28 protein-coding genes and 1 pseudogene are annotated in these 19,081 nt (G+C 32.5%); 2 read left to right on the top strand and 27 right to left on the bottom strand.

Going from position 1 to position 19,081, the window contains the following annotated elements; genetic code table 11:
• Window positions 1-138: 138 nt before the first annotated feature.
• Both BLV37_RS01230 and BLV37_RS01225 read right to left on the bottom strand, forming a co-directional pair.
• The gene (locus BLV37_RS01230; protein ID WP_091726130.1) at window positions 139-582 is read right to left on the bottom strand and encodes a GNAT family N-acetyltransferase; all 444 of its coding nucleotides are present in this window, start codon (window positions 580-582) and stop codon (window positions 139-141) included.
• Window positions 583-636: 54 nt separating this feature from the next.
• Window positions 637-915 (bottom strand): DUF3795 domain-containing protein, encoded by a 279-nt coding sequence (locus BLV37_RS01225; protein WP_091726128.1) that lies wholly within the window; start codon window positions 913-915, stop codon window positions 637-639.
• 351 nt (window positions 916-1,266) lie between these two features.
• On the opposite strand from BLV37_RS01225, the gene BLV37_RS01220 reads away from it, so the two are divergent.
• The gene (locus BLV37_RS01220) at window positions 1,267-1,473 is read left to right on the top strand and encodes a type II toxin-antitoxin system HicB family antitoxin (protein ID WP_091726125.1); all 207 of its coding nucleotides are present in this window, start codon (window positions 1,267-1,269) and stop codon (window positions 1,471-1,473) included.
• Complete coding sequence (locus tag BLV37_RS01215; RefSeq protein ID WP_091726122.1) at window positions 1,473-1,700, top strand: type II toxin-antitoxin system HicA family toxin; 228 nt, start codon at window positions 1,473-1,475, stop codon at window positions 1,698-1,700. Before BLV37_RS01220 ends, BLV37_RS01215 begins: the two co-directional genes overlap by 1 nt.
• Before the next feature lie 261 nt (window positions 1,701-1,961).
• Here the strand turns inward: BLV37_RS01215 and BLV37_RS01210 are convergent, their stop codons facing one another.
• The 25 genes and pseudogenes from BLV37_RS01210 to BLV37_RS01095 all read right to left on the bottom strand — a co-directional run bounded on the left by BLV37_RS01210 (window position 1,962) and on the right by BLV37_RS01095 (window position 19,073).
• On the bottom strand, window positions 1,962-2,261 hold the full coding sequence (locus tag BLV37_RS01210) for a type II toxin-antitoxin system RelE/ParE family toxin (protein ID WP_091726119.1): 300 nt from the start codon (window positions 2,259-2,261) through the stop codon (window positions 1,962-1,964).
• Window positions 2,258-2,446 (bottom strand): hypothetical protein, encoded by a 189-nt coding sequence (locus tag BLV37_RS01205; RefSeq protein WP_244270435.1) that lies wholly within the window; start codon window positions 2,444-2,446, stop codon window positions 2,258-2,260. Before BLV37_RS01205 ends, BLV37_RS01210 begins: the two co-directional genes overlap by 4 nt.
• A gap of 125 nt (window positions 2,447-2,571) precedes the next feature.
• A complete protein-coding gene (locus tag BLV37_RS01200) occupies window positions 2,572-3,105 on the bottom strand; it encodes a flavodoxin domain-containing protein (protein ID WP_091726113.1) in 534 nt (177 codons plus the stop codon).
• A 277-nt stretch (window positions 3,106-3,382) separates the two neighbouring features.
• Window positions 3,383-3,949, bottom strand: a complete 567-nt coding sequence (locus BLV37_RS01195; RefSeq protein ID WP_091726111.1) for a hypothetical protein — start codon at window positions 3,947-3,949, stop codon at window positions 3,383-3,385.
• A gap of 23 nt (window positions 3,950-3,972) precedes the next feature.
• Window positions 3,973-4,347 carry a hypothetical protein gene (locus BLV37_RS01190; protein ID WP_091726108.1) on the bottom strand — a complete coding sequence of 125 codons (375 nt, stop codon included), beginning with the start codon at window positions 4,345-4,347 and terminating at the stop codon, window positions 3,973-3,975.
• Between the two features lie 96 nt (window positions 4,348-4,443).
• Window positions 4,444-5,025 carry a class I SAM-dependent methyltransferase gene (locus BLV37_RS01185; protein WP_091726106.1) on the bottom strand — a complete coding sequence of 194 codons (582 nt, stop codon included), beginning with the start codon at window positions 5,023-5,025 and terminating at the stop codon, window positions 4,444-4,446.
• Window positions 5,026-5,057: 32 nt separating this feature from the next.
• Complete coding sequence (locus tag BLV37_RS01180) at window positions 5,058-5,876, bottom strand: hypothetical protein (RefSeq protein WP_091726104.1); 819 nt, start codon at window positions 5,874-5,876, stop codon at window positions 5,058-5,060.
• Between the two features lie 202 nt (window positions 5,877-6,078).
• Window positions 6,079-6,672 carry an NUDIX hydrolase gene (locus BLV37_RS01175; protein ID WP_091726101.1) on the bottom strand — a complete coding sequence of 198 codons (594 nt, stop codon included), beginning with the start codon at window positions 6,670-6,672 and terminating at the stop codon, window positions 6,079-6,081.
• 265 nt (window positions 6,673-6,937) lie between these two features.
• Complete coding sequence (locus BLV37_RS01170; RefSeq protein ID WP_091726100.1) at window positions 6,938-7,198, bottom strand: DUF3795 domain-containing protein; 261 nt, start codon at window positions 7,196-7,198, stop codon at window positions 6,938-6,940.
• Between the two features lie 48 nt (window positions 7,199-7,246).
• Entirely contained in the window at window positions 7,247-7,471 is a 225-nt protein-coding gene (locus BLV37_RS15490) for an MmcQ/YjbR family DNA-binding protein (protein WP_342026582.1), read from the bottom strand.
• A 443-nt stretch (window positions 7,472-7,914) separates the two neighbouring features.
• Window positions 7,915-8,772 (bottom strand): phosphotransferase, encoded by an 858-nt coding sequence (locus tag BLV37_RS01160; RefSeq protein WP_176967815.1) that lies wholly within the window; start codon window positions 8,770-8,772, stop codon window positions 7,915-7,917.
• A 595-nt stretch (window positions 8,773-9,367) separates the two neighbouring features.
• A pseudogene (locus BLV37_RS01155) lies at window positions 9,368-9,520 on the bottom strand (histidine phosphatase family protein); the annotation flags it as partial.
• A gap of 228 nt (window positions 9,521-9,748) precedes the next feature.
• Entirely contained in the window at window positions 9,749-10,048 is a 300-nt protein-coding gene (locus BLV37_RS01150; protein WP_091726095.1) for a type II toxin-antitoxin system RelE/ParE family toxin, read from the bottom strand.
• Window positions 10,045-10,233 (bottom strand): hypothetical protein, encoded by a 189-nt coding sequence (locus BLV37_RS01145; RefSeq protein WP_244270434.1) that lies wholly within the window; start codon window positions 10,231-10,233, stop codon window positions 10,045-10,047. The genes BLV37_RS01150 and BLV37_RS01145 overlap by 4 nt, the downstream gene beginning before the upstream one ends.
• Before the next feature lie 319 nt (window positions 10,234-10,552).
• The gene (locus BLV37_RS01140) at window positions 10,553-10,987 is read right to left on the bottom strand and encodes a hypothetical protein (RefSeq protein ID WP_091726090.1); all 435 of its coding nucleotides are present in this window, start codon (window positions 10,985-10,987) and stop codon (window positions 10,553-10,555) included.
• A gap of 221 nt (window positions 10,988-11,208) precedes the next feature.
• Complete coding sequence (locus BLV37_RS01135) at window positions 11,209-11,436, bottom strand: hypothetical protein (RefSeq protein WP_091726087.1); 228 nt, start codon at window positions 11,434-11,436, stop codon at window positions 11,209-11,211.
• Window positions 11,423-11,899, bottom strand: a complete 477-nt coding sequence (locus BLV37_RS01130; RefSeq protein WP_091726084.1) for a PIN domain-containing protein — start codon at window positions 11,897-11,899, stop codon at window positions 11,423-11,425. Before BLV37_RS01130 ends, BLV37_RS01135 begins: the two co-directional genes overlap by 14 nt.
• A gap of 655 nt (window positions 11,900-12,554) precedes the next feature.
• Complete coding sequence (locus BLV37_RS01125) at window positions 12,555-12,788, bottom strand: hypothetical protein (protein WP_091726082.1); 234 nt, start codon at window positions 12,786-12,788, stop codon at window positions 12,555-12,557.
• 272 nt (window positions 12,789-13,060) lie between these two features.
• Entirely contained in the window at window positions 13,061-13,774 is a 714-nt protein-coding gene (locus BLV37_RS01120) for a hypothetical protein (protein WP_091726079.1), read from the bottom strand.
• Between the two features lie 206 nt (window positions 13,775-13,980).
• Window positions 13,981-14,229, bottom strand: coding sequence for an HAD-IIIA family hydrolase (locus BLV37_RS15245; RefSeq protein WP_244270447.1), 249 nt, complete (start codon window positions 14,227-14,229; stop codon window positions 13,981-13,983).
• A 26-nt stretch (window positions 14,230-14,255) separates the two neighbouring features.
• Window positions 14,256-14,486 carry an HAD family hydrolase gene (locus BLV37_RS15240; RefSeq protein ID WP_244270433.1) on the bottom strand — a complete coding sequence of 77 codons (231 nt, stop codon included), beginning with the start codon at window positions 14,484-14,486 and terminating at the stop codon, window positions 14,256-14,258.
• 109 nt (window positions 14,487-14,595) lie between these two features.
• The gene (locus BLV37_RS01110; protein ID WP_091726076.1) at window positions 14,596-14,988 is read right to left on the bottom strand and encodes a tyrosine-type recombinase/integrase; all 393 of its coding nucleotides are present in this window, start codon (window positions 14,986-14,988) and stop codon (window positions 14,596-14,598) included.
• 150 nt (window positions 14,989-15,138) lie between these two features.
• A complete protein-coding gene (locus BLV37_RS01105) occupies window positions 15,139-17,118 on the bottom strand; it encodes an FtsX-like permease family protein (protein ID WP_091726073.1) in 1,980 nt (659 codons plus the stop codon).
• Window positions 17,105-17,872, bottom strand: a complete 768-nt coding sequence (locus tag BLV37_RS01100) for an ABC transporter ATP-binding protein (protein ID WP_091726070.1) — start codon at window positions 17,870-17,872, stop codon at window positions 17,105-17,107. The genes BLV37_RS01105 and BLV37_RS01100 overlap by 14 nt, the downstream gene beginning before the upstream one ends.
• 139 nt (window positions 17,873-18,011) lie before the next feature.
• Window positions 18,012-19,073 carry a sensor histidine kinase gene (locus BLV37_RS01095; RefSeq protein WP_091726067.1) on the bottom strand — a complete coding sequence of 354 codons (1,062 nt, stop codon included), beginning with the start codon at window positions 19,071-19,073 and terminating at the stop codon, window positions 18,012-18,014.
• Window positions 19,074-19,081: the final 8 nt, after the last annotated feature.

The following is a 19,081-nucleotide window of genomic DNA, read 5'->3' as shown; positions in this document are numbered from 1 at the left end:
CGAAGTCCCTGAATCCGACCCTAAAACTAGACCCTTTGGCGGAGCTTCGCTCGCGATGAAGGGATGTAGCGACGTCTTTCCCCCAATGGTTCTTCACATAATATAAGTGATATATATTATCCATCAATATAAGCACATTTATAAATTTATGACATACTGACAGGTTTTTTTTCGCCCTGTTTTAAACATCTCATGCCATGGCGGAACATCAATAATTCCCTTTAATTTGGCACCGCTATATTCACAGGTCTTTCTTGATGCAATATTTTCTGGTGAACATGTTATAATAACTTCATCCATCTTATGCTTCTTTGCCAATATAAATAGTAGTTTGCAAGCCTTTGAAGCATAATTATTTCCCCTGAAAGGTTCATAAATTTCATATCCTATATTACCACCAAATTTTGTGTTATCATTATGACCAACTCGCAAATCACATTCACCAACTATGGTATCATCAAAGCATCTTATGATTTTAAAATGATAGGCAGGCACATATCCTTTGTCCTTATTTTCACTAGCAGTTTTGTATAGACTTAAGTAAATTTCTTGATTTTTTAAATCAGTTGTGTCAAAAAACAAGTTTACACCCCCAAAATATAACTAATCACTAGGACACATAATTTAATCTACTATTCATTCCATGTTGTTTTCTCTGTCTCTTTGCAACTTTTTCCACTTTAGCCACCTTAAATCTAATACCGTTGCTTTTTCCCTTGTCATTATTTCGTCACAAGGAAAATTCTTGCATAAACCACAATAATCAATTTTTTGATCATCTACACAATCAAATGTATAGCAATCCCCTTTTGTATGTGCTATCCTACATCCTGTACATTTATCTTTTGAGTAAGTAGGGCAACTTCCACAATAAAAGCCACATTTTCCAATTAAGTTACTTATTTTCTCATACATGTTTTTTCTTCCTCTTATGAAATTATTTTGATACAGATAATTTATCTGTTATTTCTATATTGTTTTCTTAAATCAACCCTCAAAGAACAACCCCAATATCAACATGTCTTATAACGTTTCGTATTTGCGATGTTCGTGAACCGGATCCCAAAGCATTACCCCTTGGCGGAGCTTTGTTCCCGGTGAAGGGATGTGGTGCACATCTCCCTAAGATTGTGCCCTAGTGCACCCCTGCGCAAATACATTGTTAGATGATGTTCAATAAATTGACCCTAACATAAAATCTGTTTATCTCTAAGCATACTATGGTATAATACTATTAACTAAATATGTAAAGCGAGGTGTTTTGCTATGAGTATTAAAGTGACCGTCGTTGTTCAAAAAGAAGACAACTGGTATGTTGCAAAATGTCTTGAAAATAGTGTTGCTTCACAAGGCAAGACTATTGAAGAATCAATTGATAACCTACGAGAAGCACTTGAGTTGTTCTATGAAGATACAACACCAGAAAACGTCAATGTTCCTACCTTTGTCACTACAATGGAGGTAGCGTTGTAATGGGCTCAAAATATCCTGTATTATCACCTAATGAAATCATTAAAGCCTTAGAAAAAATCGGTTTTCAAAAGATTTCTCAAAAAGGAAGTCATGCGAAATATAAAAAGTTTGGAAATCCTTCAAGAGTTATAATAATACCAATGCATGATGAAGTTGCCAAAGGCACTTTAAAAAGCATTTTAGAACAAGCTGACTTACCACTAGAAGAGTTCTTGAACCTTTTATAATATCCCATTCTTATGAATGGGTTTTCTTTTACCCGTGAGATTATTGAATGTCACCTACCGCCCACGTATTTGCGATGTCTCTGAACCGAACCCAAAAGATAGACCCCTTGGCGGTGCTTTGCTCCCGGTGAAGGGATGTGGTGCACAACGCCCTAAGATTGTGCCCGAGTGCACCCTCTCGCAAATACATTGTTATCGGATGGACGATGCCAATTTCCCATTACAAAAACTTACCCAACAAAAAAACCTCAAGAACTTCTATCAAAATTCCCAAGGTTTCATATTTTTTAAATCTCTTGCTCCATGTACAATTGTTAAAATTAGTATATAGTCTTCATCTACTTTATAAACAATACGATAATTGTTAAGTAGTATTTCTCTAATATTAGGATTATTTATCTCTGGAACTTCTCTCCCAATGTTAGGAAATCTCGATAGCTTTTCAACAGCATCGAAGATTCTTTCTACTACAATTAATCCGTAATATTCTGAGTCTCTTGATATATAATCTCTAATATTCTCTAAATCAATAACTGCTGGTTCTGTCCATCTTATTCTCATTTCTTCATAACTCTTTTCCTTACATCTTCATGGGCCATAATTCTTCCTTCTTCTGCTGCTTCTAATGAATTTGTTATTTTTTTCTTTACGTAGAATTGATACATAATATCGTCCCATGTTGCATGTTCAGGTAAACTCTCAATTATCTTTCTAGCATCATCCTTAGCATGACTCAAAATATACACCCCATTTCAAATGTAATTTTCTAACTTAATTGTATCATAAACCACCTTTATAATTCACTAATATTCAAATATTTTGTTATAGGAAGTGGTGACGTATTTTATCTCTATAAACCTTCGCAAAAAAACTATGAATTTACATAATTAACGATTTCATCTATGTTACTTTTTCTCGTAAAATCTGCTGGTTTATCTAGTACTTCAAGCATACCTATTTCATCAGATGTCAATTCTTTTTTCTTTTTCTTTTTATTCTTTATATTCCACTTCAATAATGTCATAAGCACTTTGTCAAAGGATGATAGCTTATTATAGTTAAAACCTCCTTGTAAGTAGAAAAACTTAATATGTTTTTGTTGGTCTGAAGTAAAGTTGCGTGTAATAACTTCTTTTATTACTTTTTCACTCGATGGAGAAGCACCAGAAGCAAAAACAACTACCCTTTTGCCCATTAGCTTATCAATGTTTCTTGTAATAAACTTAACACCATTAATGCCAACCGCATGTAGACTGCCACCATAAATCACAGCATCATATTTTGTCAACGTATTGACATTAACCTTTGAAACTTCATAAATATCCGCTAATAAATCTTTCGCAATCCATTCTGCATATTTCTTTACAAAACCTGTTTTTGATTTGTAAATTATAATGGTTTTCATTGTTTTAAACTCCTTCCAAAATTTGTTGCAGGTGATCACATTACTACAATATTATGTGACATAGTTTCTAATAAAATTGGTCCAAAAGAATAGTCTTGATATCATTATTACCTATAAAATCCCGTATTCGCGACGTCTCCGAACCGAACCTGGGAGATAGACCTCATAGCGGAGCTTCGCCCCCGGTGAAGGGATGTGGTGCGCTGACCTTCCCCTTAGAACGTGCCCGCCTGCATCTCCAGTAAACACGCTGTTAGACGGAGTATTTACACTTACCTCAAATATCTCTATTCTTTAAATTTGATAAAATAATTTGCATCCTCACAGTGCAATCTATCTTTCTATTTATAGCTTTTCTCCATGAATTAGATAGTGGAAAATAAATTTTATCTTTAACGGTTTGCCCCATATCCCAAAATCCATCTCCCGATGAATTTTCATTAATCCATTTAATTACATGCTTACATTTAGTTGAAATCAGATGATAATTACTCAATAATTCAAATGCACTTACGTATCTACTTGATTGTTTCGAACAATAATTGTTTGGCGGGCTTTTTAGGCTGCCATCATAAATGTAATAGATGCCTTTTTCTGAACTAATAATATAATCTAAGAACTTAGACTCTGTATCACTGGATAAAAACTTTGATAGTAAGGATACAACATAAAAATTTTGAAATCCCCACATAAATTTATCTTTTGACGACTTATGTACTTCATAATAAGCTTCTTTATAATACTCTTGGTCATATTCTTCTTTAGAAAATGCATAAGTTATGATTTTTGCCCAGTCTTTAGCTATTTCCGTAGCTAAAACATTAGATGGATCAATTATTAACATCCATGTTGAAACAAATAATCTAGTTAATAAATCCCAATCGTGTTTTTTTCTTTATAATCTCTTAAATCCAATTCTCTTAGTAAGTATTTTTCCATGTATTCAAAAGCTTTTTTGATAGGCTCATCGTTCTTATCTAAACCCAATATAAGTAATCTTCGTAACGCATACTCTGTTGTCATTACTGAACTTGATAACTGGCTCATACTGTGAAATTGCCCCCATGAACCATCATCCCATTGGAGGTTTACAATTTCTTTTACCCATTTAGTTTGTAAAACTTCACTTTTAGCATCTATTAATTCTATGTTATCTGTTTTTAATTTGAGCACATCTCTCATTAGGCGATATTTGGGTATAGGCTCTATATTTGCTTTTATCAATTCTTCTACTGTAGCCACATGTTTTCCCTCCCATCTAATTAAAGTATGTGGTGCACAATGCCCTAGGCCTGTGCCCGAGTGTACCCTTGCACAAATACAATGTTAGACGACGTATTAAATACTAACTTTCTTTTTAAATCTTATATAATATGTTTGGTTCATCTCTTCTTTTGTTATAACTTCAAATCCTATTTTTTCACCTAATTTAATATAATATTTCATGTCTTGTTGAGCTTTATTCCACAATACACCATAGGTTGTTGTAATTTTCTTATCTTTTAATTCAATTTCAAGTGGTACCAAAATTATATCTTTAATTCCTCCAGGAAATTGAGAAATAGTAGCATCCCAAATAACAAATTCACCCTCATCTTTTAAAACCCTATATATTTCTTCAAATACTTTTTGATGATACTGTTTTTCTATGTACATCAATGTAAAAAATGATGTTACTCCATCAAAAGTTTTGTTCAAAAATTTCAATTCTCTTGCATCCATAATAATTTTCAATGGTCCTTCTGCCGCCTCTTCAAGTTCATCACTTCTAGGATCAATTGCAATCACCTTTTCACCCAAAAGTTGACCAATAATTCCTTCTCCTCCACCACCAATATCTAAAACTCTCCCCTTTTGGCTAAATTCCTTTAAATTGATATTCTGGACACCAATTGAAAACATTCTTTCATCTTGATTCATATGACAAACTCCCTTCACGTAACATGATTAATCTATATAGTCACACTTAGCCTAATGTCGTCTAACGTTCCCGTATTTGCAACGTCTCTGAGCTGAGCCTCAGAGATAGGCCCGAAAGTGGAGCTTTGCTCCCTGCGCCTAAAAATAATATATTTTTCAGATTCTATGTATTCTTGATATTTCTCTAATTTTTCTCTTAAAGTGTCTTTTTCGTCATATTGTATATCACAATTATATAACCATGAAAATTCTTCTACTCTATGTATTTGACTTGATTCTGTGCTATATCTTAGTTCTCCACCTTCTGTACTAAATAGCAATATACTTTGGTTTAGAAATCTATTTATCTCATCAACAAAAGATATCATCATATTTATATTAAACGAAGGCTCACGAGATTTAATACTAAAATCCAAAGTATTCGAACAGATGGTTTGTACACTCCAAAATTCGTCTATCCAAAACAATTCATACGTATAGCTCCCATAGCCTTGATTCATATACGGATTATATCGTAATAAATAGACAGTCCCATCTTTAATATACAGAAATAAAGAGTTCCAACCTACGTGTGGTATTCCAGCACGCTCTTCCCAAATAATATTATTTTCAGCATCTATAATTTTAAGAATTGCTTCTTGTTTTTCTATAACATTTGAAATATCAACAGTTATCTTTTCTTGCATACCATTATGTGTTATATCAGCATAAGTAATAACAATGTCACCTTGGTTAACATCAGTTTTTGAATTAACTAAATCTACATTATTATTTAACAAAGCTACTTTAAGGCAGCTGAAAGAAACTATTAAAAGAATTGAACCAATAAGTGCTACCATTACTCTTTTCAATCTCAAAATCCTCCAATATGTTTTTCAAAGCATTTCCTGTATATAGGATGTTTCAGATAACGTCCCAGTATTTGCGACGTCCCTGACCTGGACCCCAAAGATAGACCCCATGCTCCCAGCGAAGGGATGTGGTGCACATTGCCCTAAGATTGCTTCCCGTGCACCCTTGGGCAAATATTGTGTTAGGTGTAGTGCGTGGCTACTATACTTGCTCCAAACTTTTTGTCATAAAACTTTCTATTAAATCTGGATTTTTCTTATATAACGTTGATAACCATTTTAAGTGTACTCCGGGCTTTAGAATAACATCCCTTCTTAATTCTTTTTGAAATAATGCTTTCCCTTCGCTTTTTAAAAAATCATCAATTGTAATTAATTCCTTACAAATCAGTTCTACATCTTTCAATTTAAGAAGTAAAATACCGTGGGTCTCAAAATAAGGTTTTGGTTCTTCTTGCGAGTATGCAAAATATGTTACTGATAATGGACCATTTTGAGTACCTTTTATAATAATTGGATATATGTCTTCCTCCAAATCTCTTTCTATTAGCTTTGGTTCTTCATCCCATTCTTCTATGTGGTATGTCACTGGTGAATTCGCTAAAGTTATTGTTATCGATGCCTCTTCTTTTAACTCTCTTTTCAAGCATTCTATAATTGTCTCATCATTTTCCCTATGACCTCCAAATCTTACTACACCCAAATCCCCTTCCTTATTTGGTCCCACCATAAAAATAAATAAATAATCATATAAAACAAATGCTCCTGCTGTAATTGCTTTCTTGTTAAAATTCATGTTTTCCCCCCTAAAACCTTCAATCCAAAATGAATTTCTATAGCATTGCACCTAACGTCCGCAGGTTTGCGACGCTGCCGGACCCTAGTAACACTTCGACTTGGGTCCGGCGGTGTGGGTGAGGCCATTACTTTCTTTTCCGCTTTCTTTATAGCAGAACCCCTTGCACAAACCCTTGCTGTTATCAGAAGGATGCCGCGCCCACAGTTGAAAGCTGAAACGGATGTCAGCTGCTTTCACATTCTTTACAGCTACGACCAAAAAATTAAATCATTCCCCACTTTTTACATTGTTCAATTCTCTTTCCATTATCACCTTGCTCTTTATCATAAGAAAACCTATTTAAAAGTTCACAAGGAAAATCTCCACATTCCCCACAATGATTTATTGTTTTATTTTCACAGCAATATTTAACTGGGCATGACTCTCCCCAAAAAGGTTTTTGAATGTTTACACAACCTTGGCAGTTCATCTCTTCCTTATAATCACACTCAGTACAAACAATACCACATCTTGATTCAATCATTTATAATTCCTCCCATTAACTCAATTTGTCTTTTTTCCCCAAATGAATTCAATACCAGTTTATTGACTGTTCAATCATATCTTTTATTATCATTTCTGGTACATTTCCATTCAAATCAAATGAATTCCAATGCACTTTATTCATGTAGTATCCAAGGGTTATATCACTATAATTTTCTCTTAAATATATTCCAAACTCAGGTTCACACTTTACCGTAAGAATTTTTTTGCCATTTTCACCATAACAAATTGCTGCAAATAACTTATTCCCAATTTGATACCTATCCCATTGCCATTCTATTTTAAAATCTTTCTTGACGGATTTTTTTGCTTAATAGGTATTCATCTAACCATGGATAATTCAATCCTTTTCCCTCCTATAGGGTTCAGGTTTAGCCCTTTTACCTGTAATCCCCGAGTTTTTATTACGTTTCAAACTCCTATATGGTTCTAATCGGCGCACACGATGTGCGCCACCCTGCGGCATCTTTCTGATAACGTTCTGTATTTGCGACGTCCCTGAGCTGGACCTCAGAGATAGACCCCATAGTGGAGCTTTGCTCCCGGCGAAGGGATGTGGTTTACATTGCCCTTGGATTGCGCTATAGTGCACCCTTGCGCAAATATTTTGTTATAGGATGTAGTGAGTGCTTTGCCTTGCCTTGGACTATCATTAAACTTACTTTGAGACACACTTCAGATGTACCAATAATATCCTTATCCTATTTTCTTTGAAATAATGTCATTAATCATATGAATAAGCATACTTTTATAATCCTCATTTTGCTTTCCAGAACCAATTTTATAGAATGTTATTCCAAATAAAACCATATAATATTCAAATGCTTCTTTTGAATAATTGTGATATCTACTATAGGATTCTAAAAAAATATCACGTTCTTTTTCTGTCCTTAAAAATTTTTGTCCTGGTCTTAATGTTAATGCCCAAGCTAAATCGTACTCTTTACTTCCATATCCAGACAATTCATAGTCCAGCAAGCAGGATACTTTGTAATCCTTCCATAAAATGTTTGCATAATGACAATCCCCGTGAATGAAGCCTTTCGTATCCTTAATTTTTGTTTCTAGCAAATATCGTTCTATATATTCCAATTTATTGTCAACATAAAATTCATGGGGTAATACAAATTCTCTTTCTTTTACTGGGAATGAATCGATTTGAACATTATGTATTTTAGCTAACAACTCCCCATAAACTTCCATATATTTTAGGGACTCCATGTTCTGGTTATCTCCTAAAATATATGATAGACGTTCGCCATCTGCCTCTTTCGTCAATATGTATCTTGGTGTATCAAAAGAATAATCTATTACAGTAGGTAAGAAAGGAAAATCTAGTTCATTAATAATTAAAACCTCCCTTTCAATATCGGCAGTTTTCTGTCTCTCTACTTTTAGAAATCCTTTGACCTCTTGTCCATCTTTGCCCATTCCCTGAACATAAAAAACATCATTTCCAGCATGAGGATAACCTAATACTTCTTTAAGATGAAAATTATTAAAATGTAATGTGGAGGGATCAATAGTTTCCCGCCATTTATCTGGTTGTTTCATCACAAATTTCCCCCCGCTATTAATCATTTTTGGTATAAAATACTAATTTTCTTTTATATACGTAATTTAGCTGATGCATATTACATGAATACTGTATTTTAATAATTCCAATTTGATTCCTAATGATTCTATTTAAAACTCTTTACTTTTTATTATGTTTATAATCTAAATACAATTTTACAAGTATAAGTACATTGGTTGAAATCAGAATAAACCTGTTATTTTTCCATATTGTAAAATAGGTAAGTACTAAAGCACACCATATAACAAGAAAAACAAATATTGAATTTTCTTTTTTCAAAACAATTTCACCCTTTTTAATAGTTTATATTTCGCTACTAATATTTAACTAAAGAAATCTCTCCAGAGTACTGCTCTGATATTGGGATGTCGCCTAACGTTTCGTGTTTGCGACGTCCCTGAACCGGACCTCAAAGATAGACCCTCTGGTGGAGCTTCGTTCCCGGTGAAGGGATGTGGTGCACCTGACTTTTCCCAAAAACTTGCTCCTGTGCACCCTTGTGTAAAAACAGTGTTGTGTGGAGTCCTCACAAAGACCCCAGCATATTTTTTATCATATTGTCTTCTCTTCAATAATAATATCTATTTTTTCTTCATTCAATCTCTCTCCAAGCCACTCTGCTTGTATTTCTCCTAGTTCAGTAAGTTTTGAATCCTTTTGTCCTTGCATTCTGCCTTCTAAGTTCCATTCTGTTTGTCCATGTCTCGTTATAAATAACCTTGTCATAATATCCTCCAAAATATAACAAAAGTTTCTTTAAATCAAATGCTTTTAAACCCACGACCCTAAAGCTAAACCCCTTGGTGGAGCTCTGCTCCCGGTGAAGGGATGTGGTACATAACGCCCTAGGCTTGTGCCCGAGTGCACCCTCTCGCAAATACATTGTTATCGGATGGACGATGCCAATTTCCCATTACAAAAACTTACCCAACAAAAAAACCTCAAGAACTTCTATCAAAATTCCCAAGGTTTCATATTTTTTAAATCTCTTGCTCCATGTACAATTATTAAAATTAGTATATAGTCCTCATCTACTTTATAAATAATACGATAATTGTTAAGTAGTATTTCTCTAATATTAGGATTATTTATCTCTGAAACTTCTCTCCCAATGTTAGGAAACCTCGATAGCTTTTCAACAGCATCGAAAATTCTTTCTACTACAATTAATCCGTAATATTCTGAGTCTCTTGATATATAATCTCTAATATTCTCTAAATCAATAACTGCTGGTTCAGTCCATCTTATCCTCATTTCTTCATAACTCTCTTCCTTACATCTTCATGGGTCATAATTCTTCCTTCTTCTGCAGCATCTAATGAATCTGTTATTTTCTTCTTTACGTAGAATTGATACATAATATCGTCCCATGTAGCGTGTTCAGGTAAACTCTCAATTATCTTTCTAGCATCATCCTTAGCATAACTCAAATTATCCACCCCATTTCAAATGTAAGTTTCTAACTTAATTATATCATAAACCACCTTTATAATTCACTAATATTCAAATATTTTCCTATAAAATTCACAAATTCACAAAGCCTTTTCAGTCTGTCCGCTAACGTTCCGTATTTGCGACGCCCCTGAACCGGACCCCAGAGATAGACCTCCTGGCGGAGCTTTGCTCCCGGTGAAGGGATGTGGTGCACATCGCCCTAGGATTGTGCCCTAGTGCACCCTTGCGCAAATATTTTGTTAGAAGATGGCATAACCTATGTAGTTTCTTCTCTCAATAACCCCAATTATAGAAAGTTATACTCTAGCTGCCCACAACATCAATATATGTTTCTTTCCCGTTTTTATAAACTTTAAGGTACTCAAAATCCTTATTTACTTTTATTCTATAAACCAATCTATTCCTCTCAACATTAGAATAATCATTTGTATAATATTCATTGAATGAGATTGCAATTGTATCTCCTTTATCCTCAACCACGACATCCTTATAAAATCCTGCCTTATCTCCTTGCTTTACATTTTTATTGTTTAAAAATAAATAAATTTCCTTTTCATTATTATAAAAAATGTAGATACCATTTGAAAGTTCATGATCTGTGATAAACTTAGCAACCCTTTTATTCAATTTTTCGGTTGTTACTTCTGAATATGTTAAATTAGGAGTATTAGCACACCCTGATATTAAAGATAATAGAATTGTTAAAAGAATCCCTATTGTTAACAACTTCTTTACCATCTTTATTATTCCTCCTTTCCATACACGTCAATGAAATATGAAATGGAATATTTATTGTTCCTGCGTCTCCCCATATCTTTTCAAATGAAGCCCAAAACAACTATCCCGGCATAATGCTGTCTTCTAACGTTTTGAGGCTTAGCGACATCGGACTTTCCCTAGATTATTTCTCCCCGATGTTGCTAAGCCTCTGTTATGCGACGGATTTTTTATATACAATTTTAAGACTCTCTATTCTCCCAGTGTTCTTTAGCTTCTTCAAAAATATCATCTACAGACATGTCTTTAAATATTTCTTTATCGATATTTAAATAATCTTCTTTACTACTGCTTTCAACCTGACGAATAAATCTTAAAAATCCTGAATAACCAAGTTCTTTTATCAATACCCTTGAACCTTTCTCAATTATTTCTTTATCTGTAAACTTTAACCTCTCATTCAATGACATCAATTTCCATCTCCTTTCTAAGAAAATCTATAGGACTAAACAACCTTATATTCCCTAATACTTCTTCTAACTTGTTTTTATTCCTAATGATTGTTTTAATGAACTTATCATCACATGTAATAAAATACTCACACCCATTATATATTGCACATGCAAGATGTAACGCATCCTTTTCTTTAGCATTCGATTTTTCAACTATATTTTTTGCTATTAATCTAATATCATTATGGGGCATAATAATTTCTTTGCACAAAGTAGAAATTGATTGGATATGTGTTTTTCTATCAGTAAATGGATTTTTGCTATTTTCGTAATCTAGCATGAAAGACCATGTTAAAATATATTGTCCTTTCTCAATAAGTTCAAACAATATATCAATAGCCATAGATTCAAATCGCACTCTAGCTTGAGTTTGATCATCAAAAATCCTATTAAATATGTTCATATCAAAATAAATCTTCATGCTCTCGCCAACCTACTTTCGTATATCGTAATTTAATTATATCATATCTTTTATAGTAAATTATACAATTCTGAATTTTCTAAACAAGTTATCTGTTGCATAACGTCCCGTATTTGCGACGTGCCTGAGCTGAACCCCAAAGATTGACCCCTTAGTGGTGCTTTGCTCACAGCGAAGGGATGTGGTGCACATTGCCCTAGGCTTGCTCCCCCGTGCACCTTTACGCAAATATATTGTTATAGGAAGTGATGATGTCCTCAATACCTATAAACCTCGCATAATAAAAACATATGTCTTGGCTTATAATAAAGTTATATATTGGCATCAAGAACGCCTTATAAAGATATAAAGTTAATTTCTTTACTTTCACTAAGCGGTAAGCCTAAGACAGTAAGATAAATTTGATTTAAAATGTTAGTAGTTGTGCATGATATAGTTCTTAGTCTCGTTTTATATTTATGTGTAGCTGTTAATTAATACAGGTTGTAAAATTGTACCATGCTTAATTTTTGTGAAATATACCTATTTTGATTTTATATATGTATAACAAAAGTTAAATATTAAATACTAACAAAAGTTAAATATTAAATACATAGTTCTATTTTCTTATTTATTTCTGTATTATAAAAGGTTAGGTATTAAACCTAGTCAAGGTTTATAAGTGATTATTAAAAAAATAAGCTCCAATTGTTAGAACTACAGATATTCCTAAAGTCGGTAAAAAAACATGTAAAAACACTTTTCCGCCACCATTAATAAAATCATATAAAGCGTATATACCTAAAAAAGCTAAAAATACTATCGCAGCTTCTCCTTTTATAAGCTTTCCAGAATCATCATTTAAAATTCTCAATATACTGTACGCCATTTTTTTAACAATGTTCTTCATATATTTTCACTCCTTTCTATGAAACTTATTAGTAACTCTATCTTTTTAATGCTTTTCAAACAGAATCCCCGAAGAACTGCTCCGATATCATCATTTCCTATAACGTCCTCGTATTTGCGACGTCCCTGAACCAGACCTTAAAGATAGACCCATTGGAGGAGCTTCGCTCCCGGTGAAGGGATGTAGTGCACAACACTCCAAAAACTTGCCCAAGTGCACCCCTATGCAAATATTTTGTTAGATGAAGTGACGTCTTGGTTCATCCAGAGCCTTCACTCTTCTAATTCTGTTTCAATTATTTTAAAAATATCCTTGTTAATATCAATGTTATTAATATACTTTATAAATTTCGATTCTGCTTCATCAAAAGATATTCCAAACGTCTCTTGAAAACAAGAGTTAAAGTTCTCATCCAAACTTTTATAAAATTCTTTATATTTTTCGATTCCAAAACTAGAAATAATATATTCAGTAAATGCACCTGATAAAGGGTATGTAATAGTACAACTATATTCATGGAAATTTATATTCTCTATTACGTCGCATAATCTAGGCAATTTATTGTTTTCTATGAAATAAGCTACCCAAGCAAAATTGGATATGCCCCACCATGTTTTATCAAAAAACATTGCTAGACCTTCTCGGATAAAATTTTGAGGTGGTCTTGATAAAGTATTGTACGAAATAATATGAGCGTCCTCATGATAACCAATACATTTAATCTGATCATTATAAACTGCATAGATTCCATCAGGCATTCTCGCAAATCCATTACAAGGCTCATTATCTCCGTATAATTTACCTACCTCAACTGGTGAATCGCAAAGAAAATAGTTTAACTTCTTATTTAACTTGACGTCTAAAACCTCACATATATATTCATAGCAATTTTCTTGTGTCTCAATAATTTTGATAATATCTTGTTCAGCATAGGAATTTTCATGATAATGAAATATATAATTTTTTGTTTCCCTTGTTTTCCACATATGAATTCCCTCCTTACAACCATAAAAACTCTGCCAGTCATTTCATCTAACGTCACAGTATTTGCGACGTCCCTGAACCGAACCCGAAAGATAGACCCACTTGGTGGAGCTTCGCTCCCAGTGAAGGGATGTGGTGCACTTCGTCCTAAGATTGCGCCCCGTGCACCTTTACGCAAATAGCATGTTATGTGATGGGCCTTTTTCCACTATAAATACCTGACTACATCTCCCAATGAATCAATAATTAATGCTTCTCCTTCTTTTTTTCCTACCCCTATACCAAACGTCTTTATCCCTAGTCTTTCTCCTAGTTCAACATCGCATAAGGAATCTCCTACAATAAAACAATCCTTTAAATCTATTTCAGGATATTTCTCTAATGCCTTTTTTACTAAACCATCTTTTGGCTTCATGCAACTACAATTTGATTCTCTAGAATGAGGGCAATAAAAAATATCTAATATTTCAATCCCATTGTCTTTTATTTTTTTATGAATTTATTCGTAAAATCTTGATATTGTTGTATTGAAATAATTTTTTCATCTATTAAATACTGATTTGTTATAATAATAATTTCATAACCCTTTCGTTTTATCTTTTCAAGTGCCTCTAGTGAACCACTTAAAAAAATTGGCTCTGTTTTATTTCTCCATAGCTCGTCCTCATAATCCTCTATAATTGTTCCATCCCTATCTAAAAACGCTACCTTCAAAAACTCACCCCTGCCCCTCCAATATTTAGCCTGTCACATAACTTATAAATCTCCGACGTAGTGTCGCTAATCTATGTAAATTAGCAAATATCACGACATCCTCTTCAATCTATTCATGTTGCCTACCATTCACATTAACCCTATCCATTATCTTATCTAATGTACTTTTTATCTTACTGATAGATGATTTAGTAACATGTATGTAAATTTCTGTTGTTTTTGAACTACTATGTTCTAAAAACTCTTGTATATATCTAATATCAGTACCTCCTTCCAATAAATGTGCTGCAAATGAATGCCTTAAGCAATGTACACTCATATTTCTATTGATTTTAGCCTTTTGGCATCCATTTTGAAATATTCTCTGCACTGTCCTTTCTGTAATAAAACTGTCTCTATTTGCATATGAATGGCTTACTTTATGATCATTTAACAAACAGCACATATAATTCTCTATATCTACCTTATTAATATCCATAGGTTTCTTATCTAAAAATTCCATAAATCTTCTTGAATGTCCTATATAACTTCTACATATTCAAACCTTTTCCTTCCACAATTTTAGTTATTTTACATAAACATGTAATCACTTAGTATGATGTCAATCTAAAATTTAAATATAAAAAAACCGGACACTTTGCCCGGCACTAGTTTAAACTCCTAGATTTCTTATTTGTCTAATATACATAGTCTTGGAGAATACATAATAGAAGGTCTGAAATACAAGATATATTGCTGCTATGGTTAGGAAATATATGGTTATGTTGTCTAATAGTAAATTGCTTAAAGCTATTATTGCGAAAGACGCATGGCTGAATGTTACTATGAATGGTAAAAAGAATACGATAAACGATTGTGTCGATATGATTTTCTTCATTTCACCATCTGTCATTCCCATTTTTCTTAAGGATATGAACTCTTGTCTATCCTTTTGAACTTCATTAAACATTTTAAAGTATATTATACTGCCTGTAGCTATAAAAAACAGTATTGATACAAAGGTTCCGATAAATAGAAATAGTGACGTAGTCTGCATTATATCTGCAAAGTCTGTTATCTTTTGTGAAAAAAGAATGTTTTCATTTTCAGGAACCATCGTTGCTATTTCTATTACTGCATTAGCTGACTTTTGCCAGTCTTTTATATTATATCCATGGTATATAACTTGTTTTTCCTTCGGAGTACTCGCCTGAAATCTTTCAAAATCAGCATCGCTTACTACGGCTATATTAGTTTTGTTCCTATCTACATCTATAACTCCTCCAACGGTTTCGCCTACAAGCTTTAGTTTATTATCTACTCCATTTATATTTAAGTTTAAAAATTCATTATTAATAAATAGTTTTTCATCTTTGGCCCCCATGATTACAAATTCATAAGAATTAACATAAACCTTACCTTCAGTTAAGGTGATATTTGGTTTTTTAAATTGATTTGCTAAAATATTATAATCTTTATTAGATATTATATAAAAGTCTTCAGTATTTGGATTACGATATGGATTTTTCTCCTTGTCGTTCTCATTAATAGGTTTATCAGCATTTTTAGCTTTTAATAATACAACCTGATTTTTATTACTTATTTCGTTGCCATGTTTTTGTAGAGTTTCTTGTACCTTTTCTAAAATAGTCATATCATTTGAACCTATTCCGACTTCCATAATGCTTATATCATGTGGATGACTTAGCTGTATTTTTGCTTTTATACTTTGCTGAACAGAATATACACTAGCTGATGCAGTTAATGTGATTGCTCCAAGTATGGATACTATGAATAATACCTTTGCATTATCCTTTAGCTTGTAGATTATCTGTGATAATGTAATCATACTGGTTCCATTATAAAATATTTTTTTATTCCTCTTAAGCTTGCTAGTTGCAAATACACTAAATTGTGAGAATAAAAAGTAGGTTCCAGCTACTGTAAAAAACAATACGGGAAACATTGTTAAAATTATCATGCCGCCTGAGATTACTGCTAATCCATAGCCTATAGCAATGAATAGAACTGCCATAATGGTCTTAGGCACAGAAAACTTAGGCACTGATTGTGCAACTCTAGCTCCTTTTAGTAGCTCTACAATATTATTGTTTTTAATCTTAAATGTAACTATAAAGCTTATTCCTTGAAATAATATAATGAAGCTTAGTGCTGTTATTCCTACTGCTTTAGATGATATCATAAAAGGTACTTCCACATCTAATGTCATAATAACTGTTATAGCCATAAAAAATAGCTTTGAAAAAAGTACTCCTAATAATAGTCCTGTAATTATAGATATAAGGGATACAAATAAATTTTCATATGTTACATATCTTCTTATTTCTGACTTAGTGAGTCCAAACATGGATAACAATCCAAACTCTTTTTCTCTAGACTTTAGAAAGTTTGAGATTGAATAATAGGTGAACAAAAAAGTAAATACTAATATTAAAACTTCACATACTATCATGGTATTAGCAGCTAATAATCCCTTCATCCCTAATTTCTTTACGTTAGAAACAGTAGGATTAAATATAAAGTTTGCAAATATGAAAAACACCATAACTACAAGAGTATTGCTTAAGTAATACATTACATATCTATTGAAATTTCCTTTAATATTCTTATATGCAATATCACGCAATGTCATTGTAATTACCTCCTAATAGAGAAAGGGAGTCTAATATTTGCTGGAAAAATGCTTGTCTGTTATCTCCTTTTACTATTTCTAAAAAGAATTGGCCATCCTTTATCATCACTATTCTGTGGCAAAAGCTTGCTGCAAAAGGATCGTGAGTTACCATCATAATAGTAGCGTTTCTTTCTTCGTTTAGGCTTTTTATAGATTCCATAACCTCTTGCGAGGACTTTGAATCAAGGTTCCCCGTAGGCTCATCTGCAAGTATTATAGATGGACTGTGTATAAGAGCTCTTGCACATGCTGCCCTCTGCTGTTGTCCACCAGATATCTCATAAGGTCTTTTATCAAGGATATCTTTAATGTTTAACAATCCAGCTATATCCTTTACTTTCTCTTCTATTGTTCTTGTCTTTACTTTTTCTAATACTAAAGGCAATATTATATTTTCTTTTATTGATAGAGTATCTAGAAGATTATAGTCTTGGAATATAAATCCTAATTCTTTTCTTCTAAATAGGGCTGTATGCTTTTCGTTTAATTTCATAGGATCAGTTCCATTTATATGAAGCTCTCCTGAAGAAGGCGTATCTATAGTAGCTAATATGTTTAAAAGAGTAGTTTTACCACTTCCTGATGGTCCCATTACCCCTACGAATTCTCCATTTTCTATATTTATGCTAAATTTATCTAGGGCTTTTACTGTTAAACCTCCTTTTTTATTGCCATATATCTTAGTTATGTTTTCTGCTTTTAATACTGACATCCCAATACCTCCATTTATTCTGGAATTTATTATTTTATAGATTATCTTAAAACCATCCCATGGGTTAGTACTTAACTATTAGTATAAATAAAAATAGGAAATCATAGTATCGATTTCCCTTTCATTATAATTATATATCTTACAATTTTGAAAGCTTAAATATATTTTTCCCTTTATAAAATATTATGAAAAACTTAGTCCCTTTCCCTTTCTCTGATTCAAATGTCAGTCCATGTCCCAGTTCATCACATATTCTCTTGGAAAGGTACATTCCCATGCCTGTTGATTCGGAGGTTTTTCTCCCATTGATTCCTGTGAAAAACGCATTGAATACTCTAGTTCTATCTTCCTTTGGTATCCCTATGCCTTGATCCTCAATAGACAAGATCGTCCTTGTCCCTTCATCTTTTATTTCAAATGTAATATGTTTATCTTCATCTGAGACATCTTTTGAATACTTTATTGCATTCACTAGGATTTGATTTATTACGAAAGATATCCACTTATTATCTGTTTCTACGGTTATATCTTCTTCACATATTATCTTAGGATATATGGAATTTCTTATTAGAGATTTTTTATTATCATTTATCACTTTTCTTATAATGGATAGTATATTTACCTTTTCAACTTTAAAATCTAGGTTAAATTGGCTTAATCTAGCATTGCAAAGCATCATCTCTAGTCCATGGGTTATCTTTTCGTTTTCTTCAAAGATACTTTCAAGTGTTTCCTTATAGTTTTCTTTATTTTTATCTTGCAGTAAGAGATTAATAACCGATACAGGAGTTTTCATCTGATGTACCCATTGATTGATGAAATAAATATATTGCCTTTGATTCTCCTCATATTTTGAGAGCTTGTCACTATAGAATTTAAATGTTTTGCTTAAAATTCTATTATACATTATTCTCTCGTAAGTCCTTGCACCTGTTACGTTTAAGATACTGTCTAAATCATCGTCAGAATTAGCAGCTTTATTAAGATAATTATAAAAGGGTTTGGCTTTAAGGTAATCATATATCATAAAAAATAAGAATAGTACAAAGGATATGATAAAAGCATAAATTACATTTTCTCTTGAAAATTTTCCATGGTTAATTATTAGGTTTAAATACATTACTAAAATTATCAAAAGTGTATTTAAGAAGAATATTATTATAAGGCTAATTCTATCTTTAATGTAATTTTTAAAATTCATAGCTCTAA

Origin of the sequence: Proteiniborus ethanoligenes (assembly GCF_900107485.1) — a bacterium.
Lineage (GTDB): Bacteria > Bacillota > Clostridia > Tissierellales > Proteiniboraceae > Proteiniborus > Proteiniborus ethanoligenes.
The sequence above is the reverse complement of the archived record's forward strand: the minus strand, read 5'-3'. Positions and strand labels throughout refer to the sequence as shown.

What these genes read in the sequence shown, in the direction of transcription:
- BLV37_RS01160 (WP_176967815.1), bottom strand. Translation starts at nt 8,772, where the DNA reads ATGAAACAACCAGATAAATGGCGGGAAACTATTGATCCCTCCACATTA.
- BLV37_RS01185 (WP_091726106.1), bottom strand. Translation starts at nt 5,025, where the DNA reads ATGAATCAAGATGAAAGAATGTTTTCAATTGGTGTCCAGAATATCAAT.
- BLV37_RS01200 (WP_091726113.1), bottom strand. Translation starts at nt 3,105, where the DNA reads ATGAAAACCATTATAATTTACAAATCAAAAACAGGTTTTGTAAAGAAA.
- BLV37_RS01210 (WP_091726119.1), bottom strand. Translation starts at nt 2,261, where the DNA reads ATGAGAATAAGATGGACAGAACCAGCAGTTATTGATTTAGAGAATATT.
- BLV37_RS01130 (WP_091726084.1), bottom strand. Translation starts at nt 11,899, where the DNA reads ATGAAGATTTATTTTGATATGAACATATTTAATAGGATTTTTGATGAT.
- BLV37_RS01110 (WP_091726076.1), bottom strand. Translation starts at nt 14,988, where the DNA reads ATGGAATTTTTAGATAAGAAACCTATGGATATTAATAAGGTAGATATA.
- BLV37_RS01100 (WP_091726070.1), bottom strand. Translation starts at nt 17,872, where the DNA reads ATGTCAGTATTAAAAGCAGAAAACATAACTAAGATATATGGCAATAAA.
- BLV37_RS01120 (WP_091726079.1), bottom strand. Translation starts at nt 13,774, where the DNA reads ATGTGGAAAACAAGGGAAACAAAAAATTATATATTTCATTATCATGAA.
- BLV37_RS01195 (WP_091726111.1), bottom strand. Translation starts at nt 3,949, where the DNA reads ATGTTAATAATTGATCCATCTAATGTTTTAGCTACGGAAATAGCTAAA.
- BLV37_RS01150 (WP_091726095.1), bottom strand. Translation starts at nt 10,048, where the DNA reads ATGAGGATAAGATGGACTGAACCAGCAGTTATTGATTTAGAGAATATT.
- BLV37_RS01170 (WP_091726100.1), bottom strand. Translation starts at nt 7,198, where the DNA reads ATGATTGAATCAAGATGTGGTATTGTTTGTACTGAGTGTGATTATAAG.
- BLV37_RS01105 (WP_091726073.1), bottom strand. Translation starts at nt 17,118, where the DNA reads ATGACATTGCGTGATATTGCATATAAGAATATTAAAGGAAATTTCAAT.
- BLV37_RS01135 (WP_091726087.1), bottom strand. Translation starts at nt 11,436, where the DNA reads ATGTCATTGAATGAGAGGTTAAAGTTTACAGATAAAGAAATAATTGAG.
- BLV37_RS01220 (WP_091726125.1), top strand. Translation starts at nt 1,267, where the DNA reads ATGAGTATTAAAGTGACCGTCGTTGTTCAAAAAGAAGACAACTGGTAT.
- BLV37_RS01125 (WP_091726082.1), bottom strand. Translation starts at nt 12,788, where the DNA reads ATGAAGAACATTGTTAAAAAAATGGCGTACAGTATATTGAGAATTTTA.
- BLV37_RS01095 (WP_091726067.1), bottom strand. Translation starts at nt 19,073, where the DNA reads ATGAATTTTAAAAATTACATTAAAGATAGAATTAGCCTTATAATAATA.
- BLV37_RS01225 (WP_091726128.1), bottom strand. Translation starts at nt 915, where the DNA reads ATGTATGAGAAAATAAGTAACTTAATTGGAAAATGTGGCTTTTATTGT.
- BLV37_RS01140 (WP_091726090.1), bottom strand. Translation starts at nt 10,987, where the DNA reads ATGGTAAAGAAGTTGTTAACAATAGGGATTCTTTTAACAATTCTATTA.
- BLV37_RS01175 (WP_091726101.1), bottom strand. Translation starts at nt 6,672, where the DNA reads ATGAATTTTAACAAGAAAGCAATTACAGCAGGAGCATTTGTTTTATAT.
- BLV37_RS01215 (WP_091726122.1), top strand. Translation starts at nt 1,473, where the DNA reads ATGGGCTCAAAATATCCTGTATTATCACCTAATGAAATCATTAAAGCC.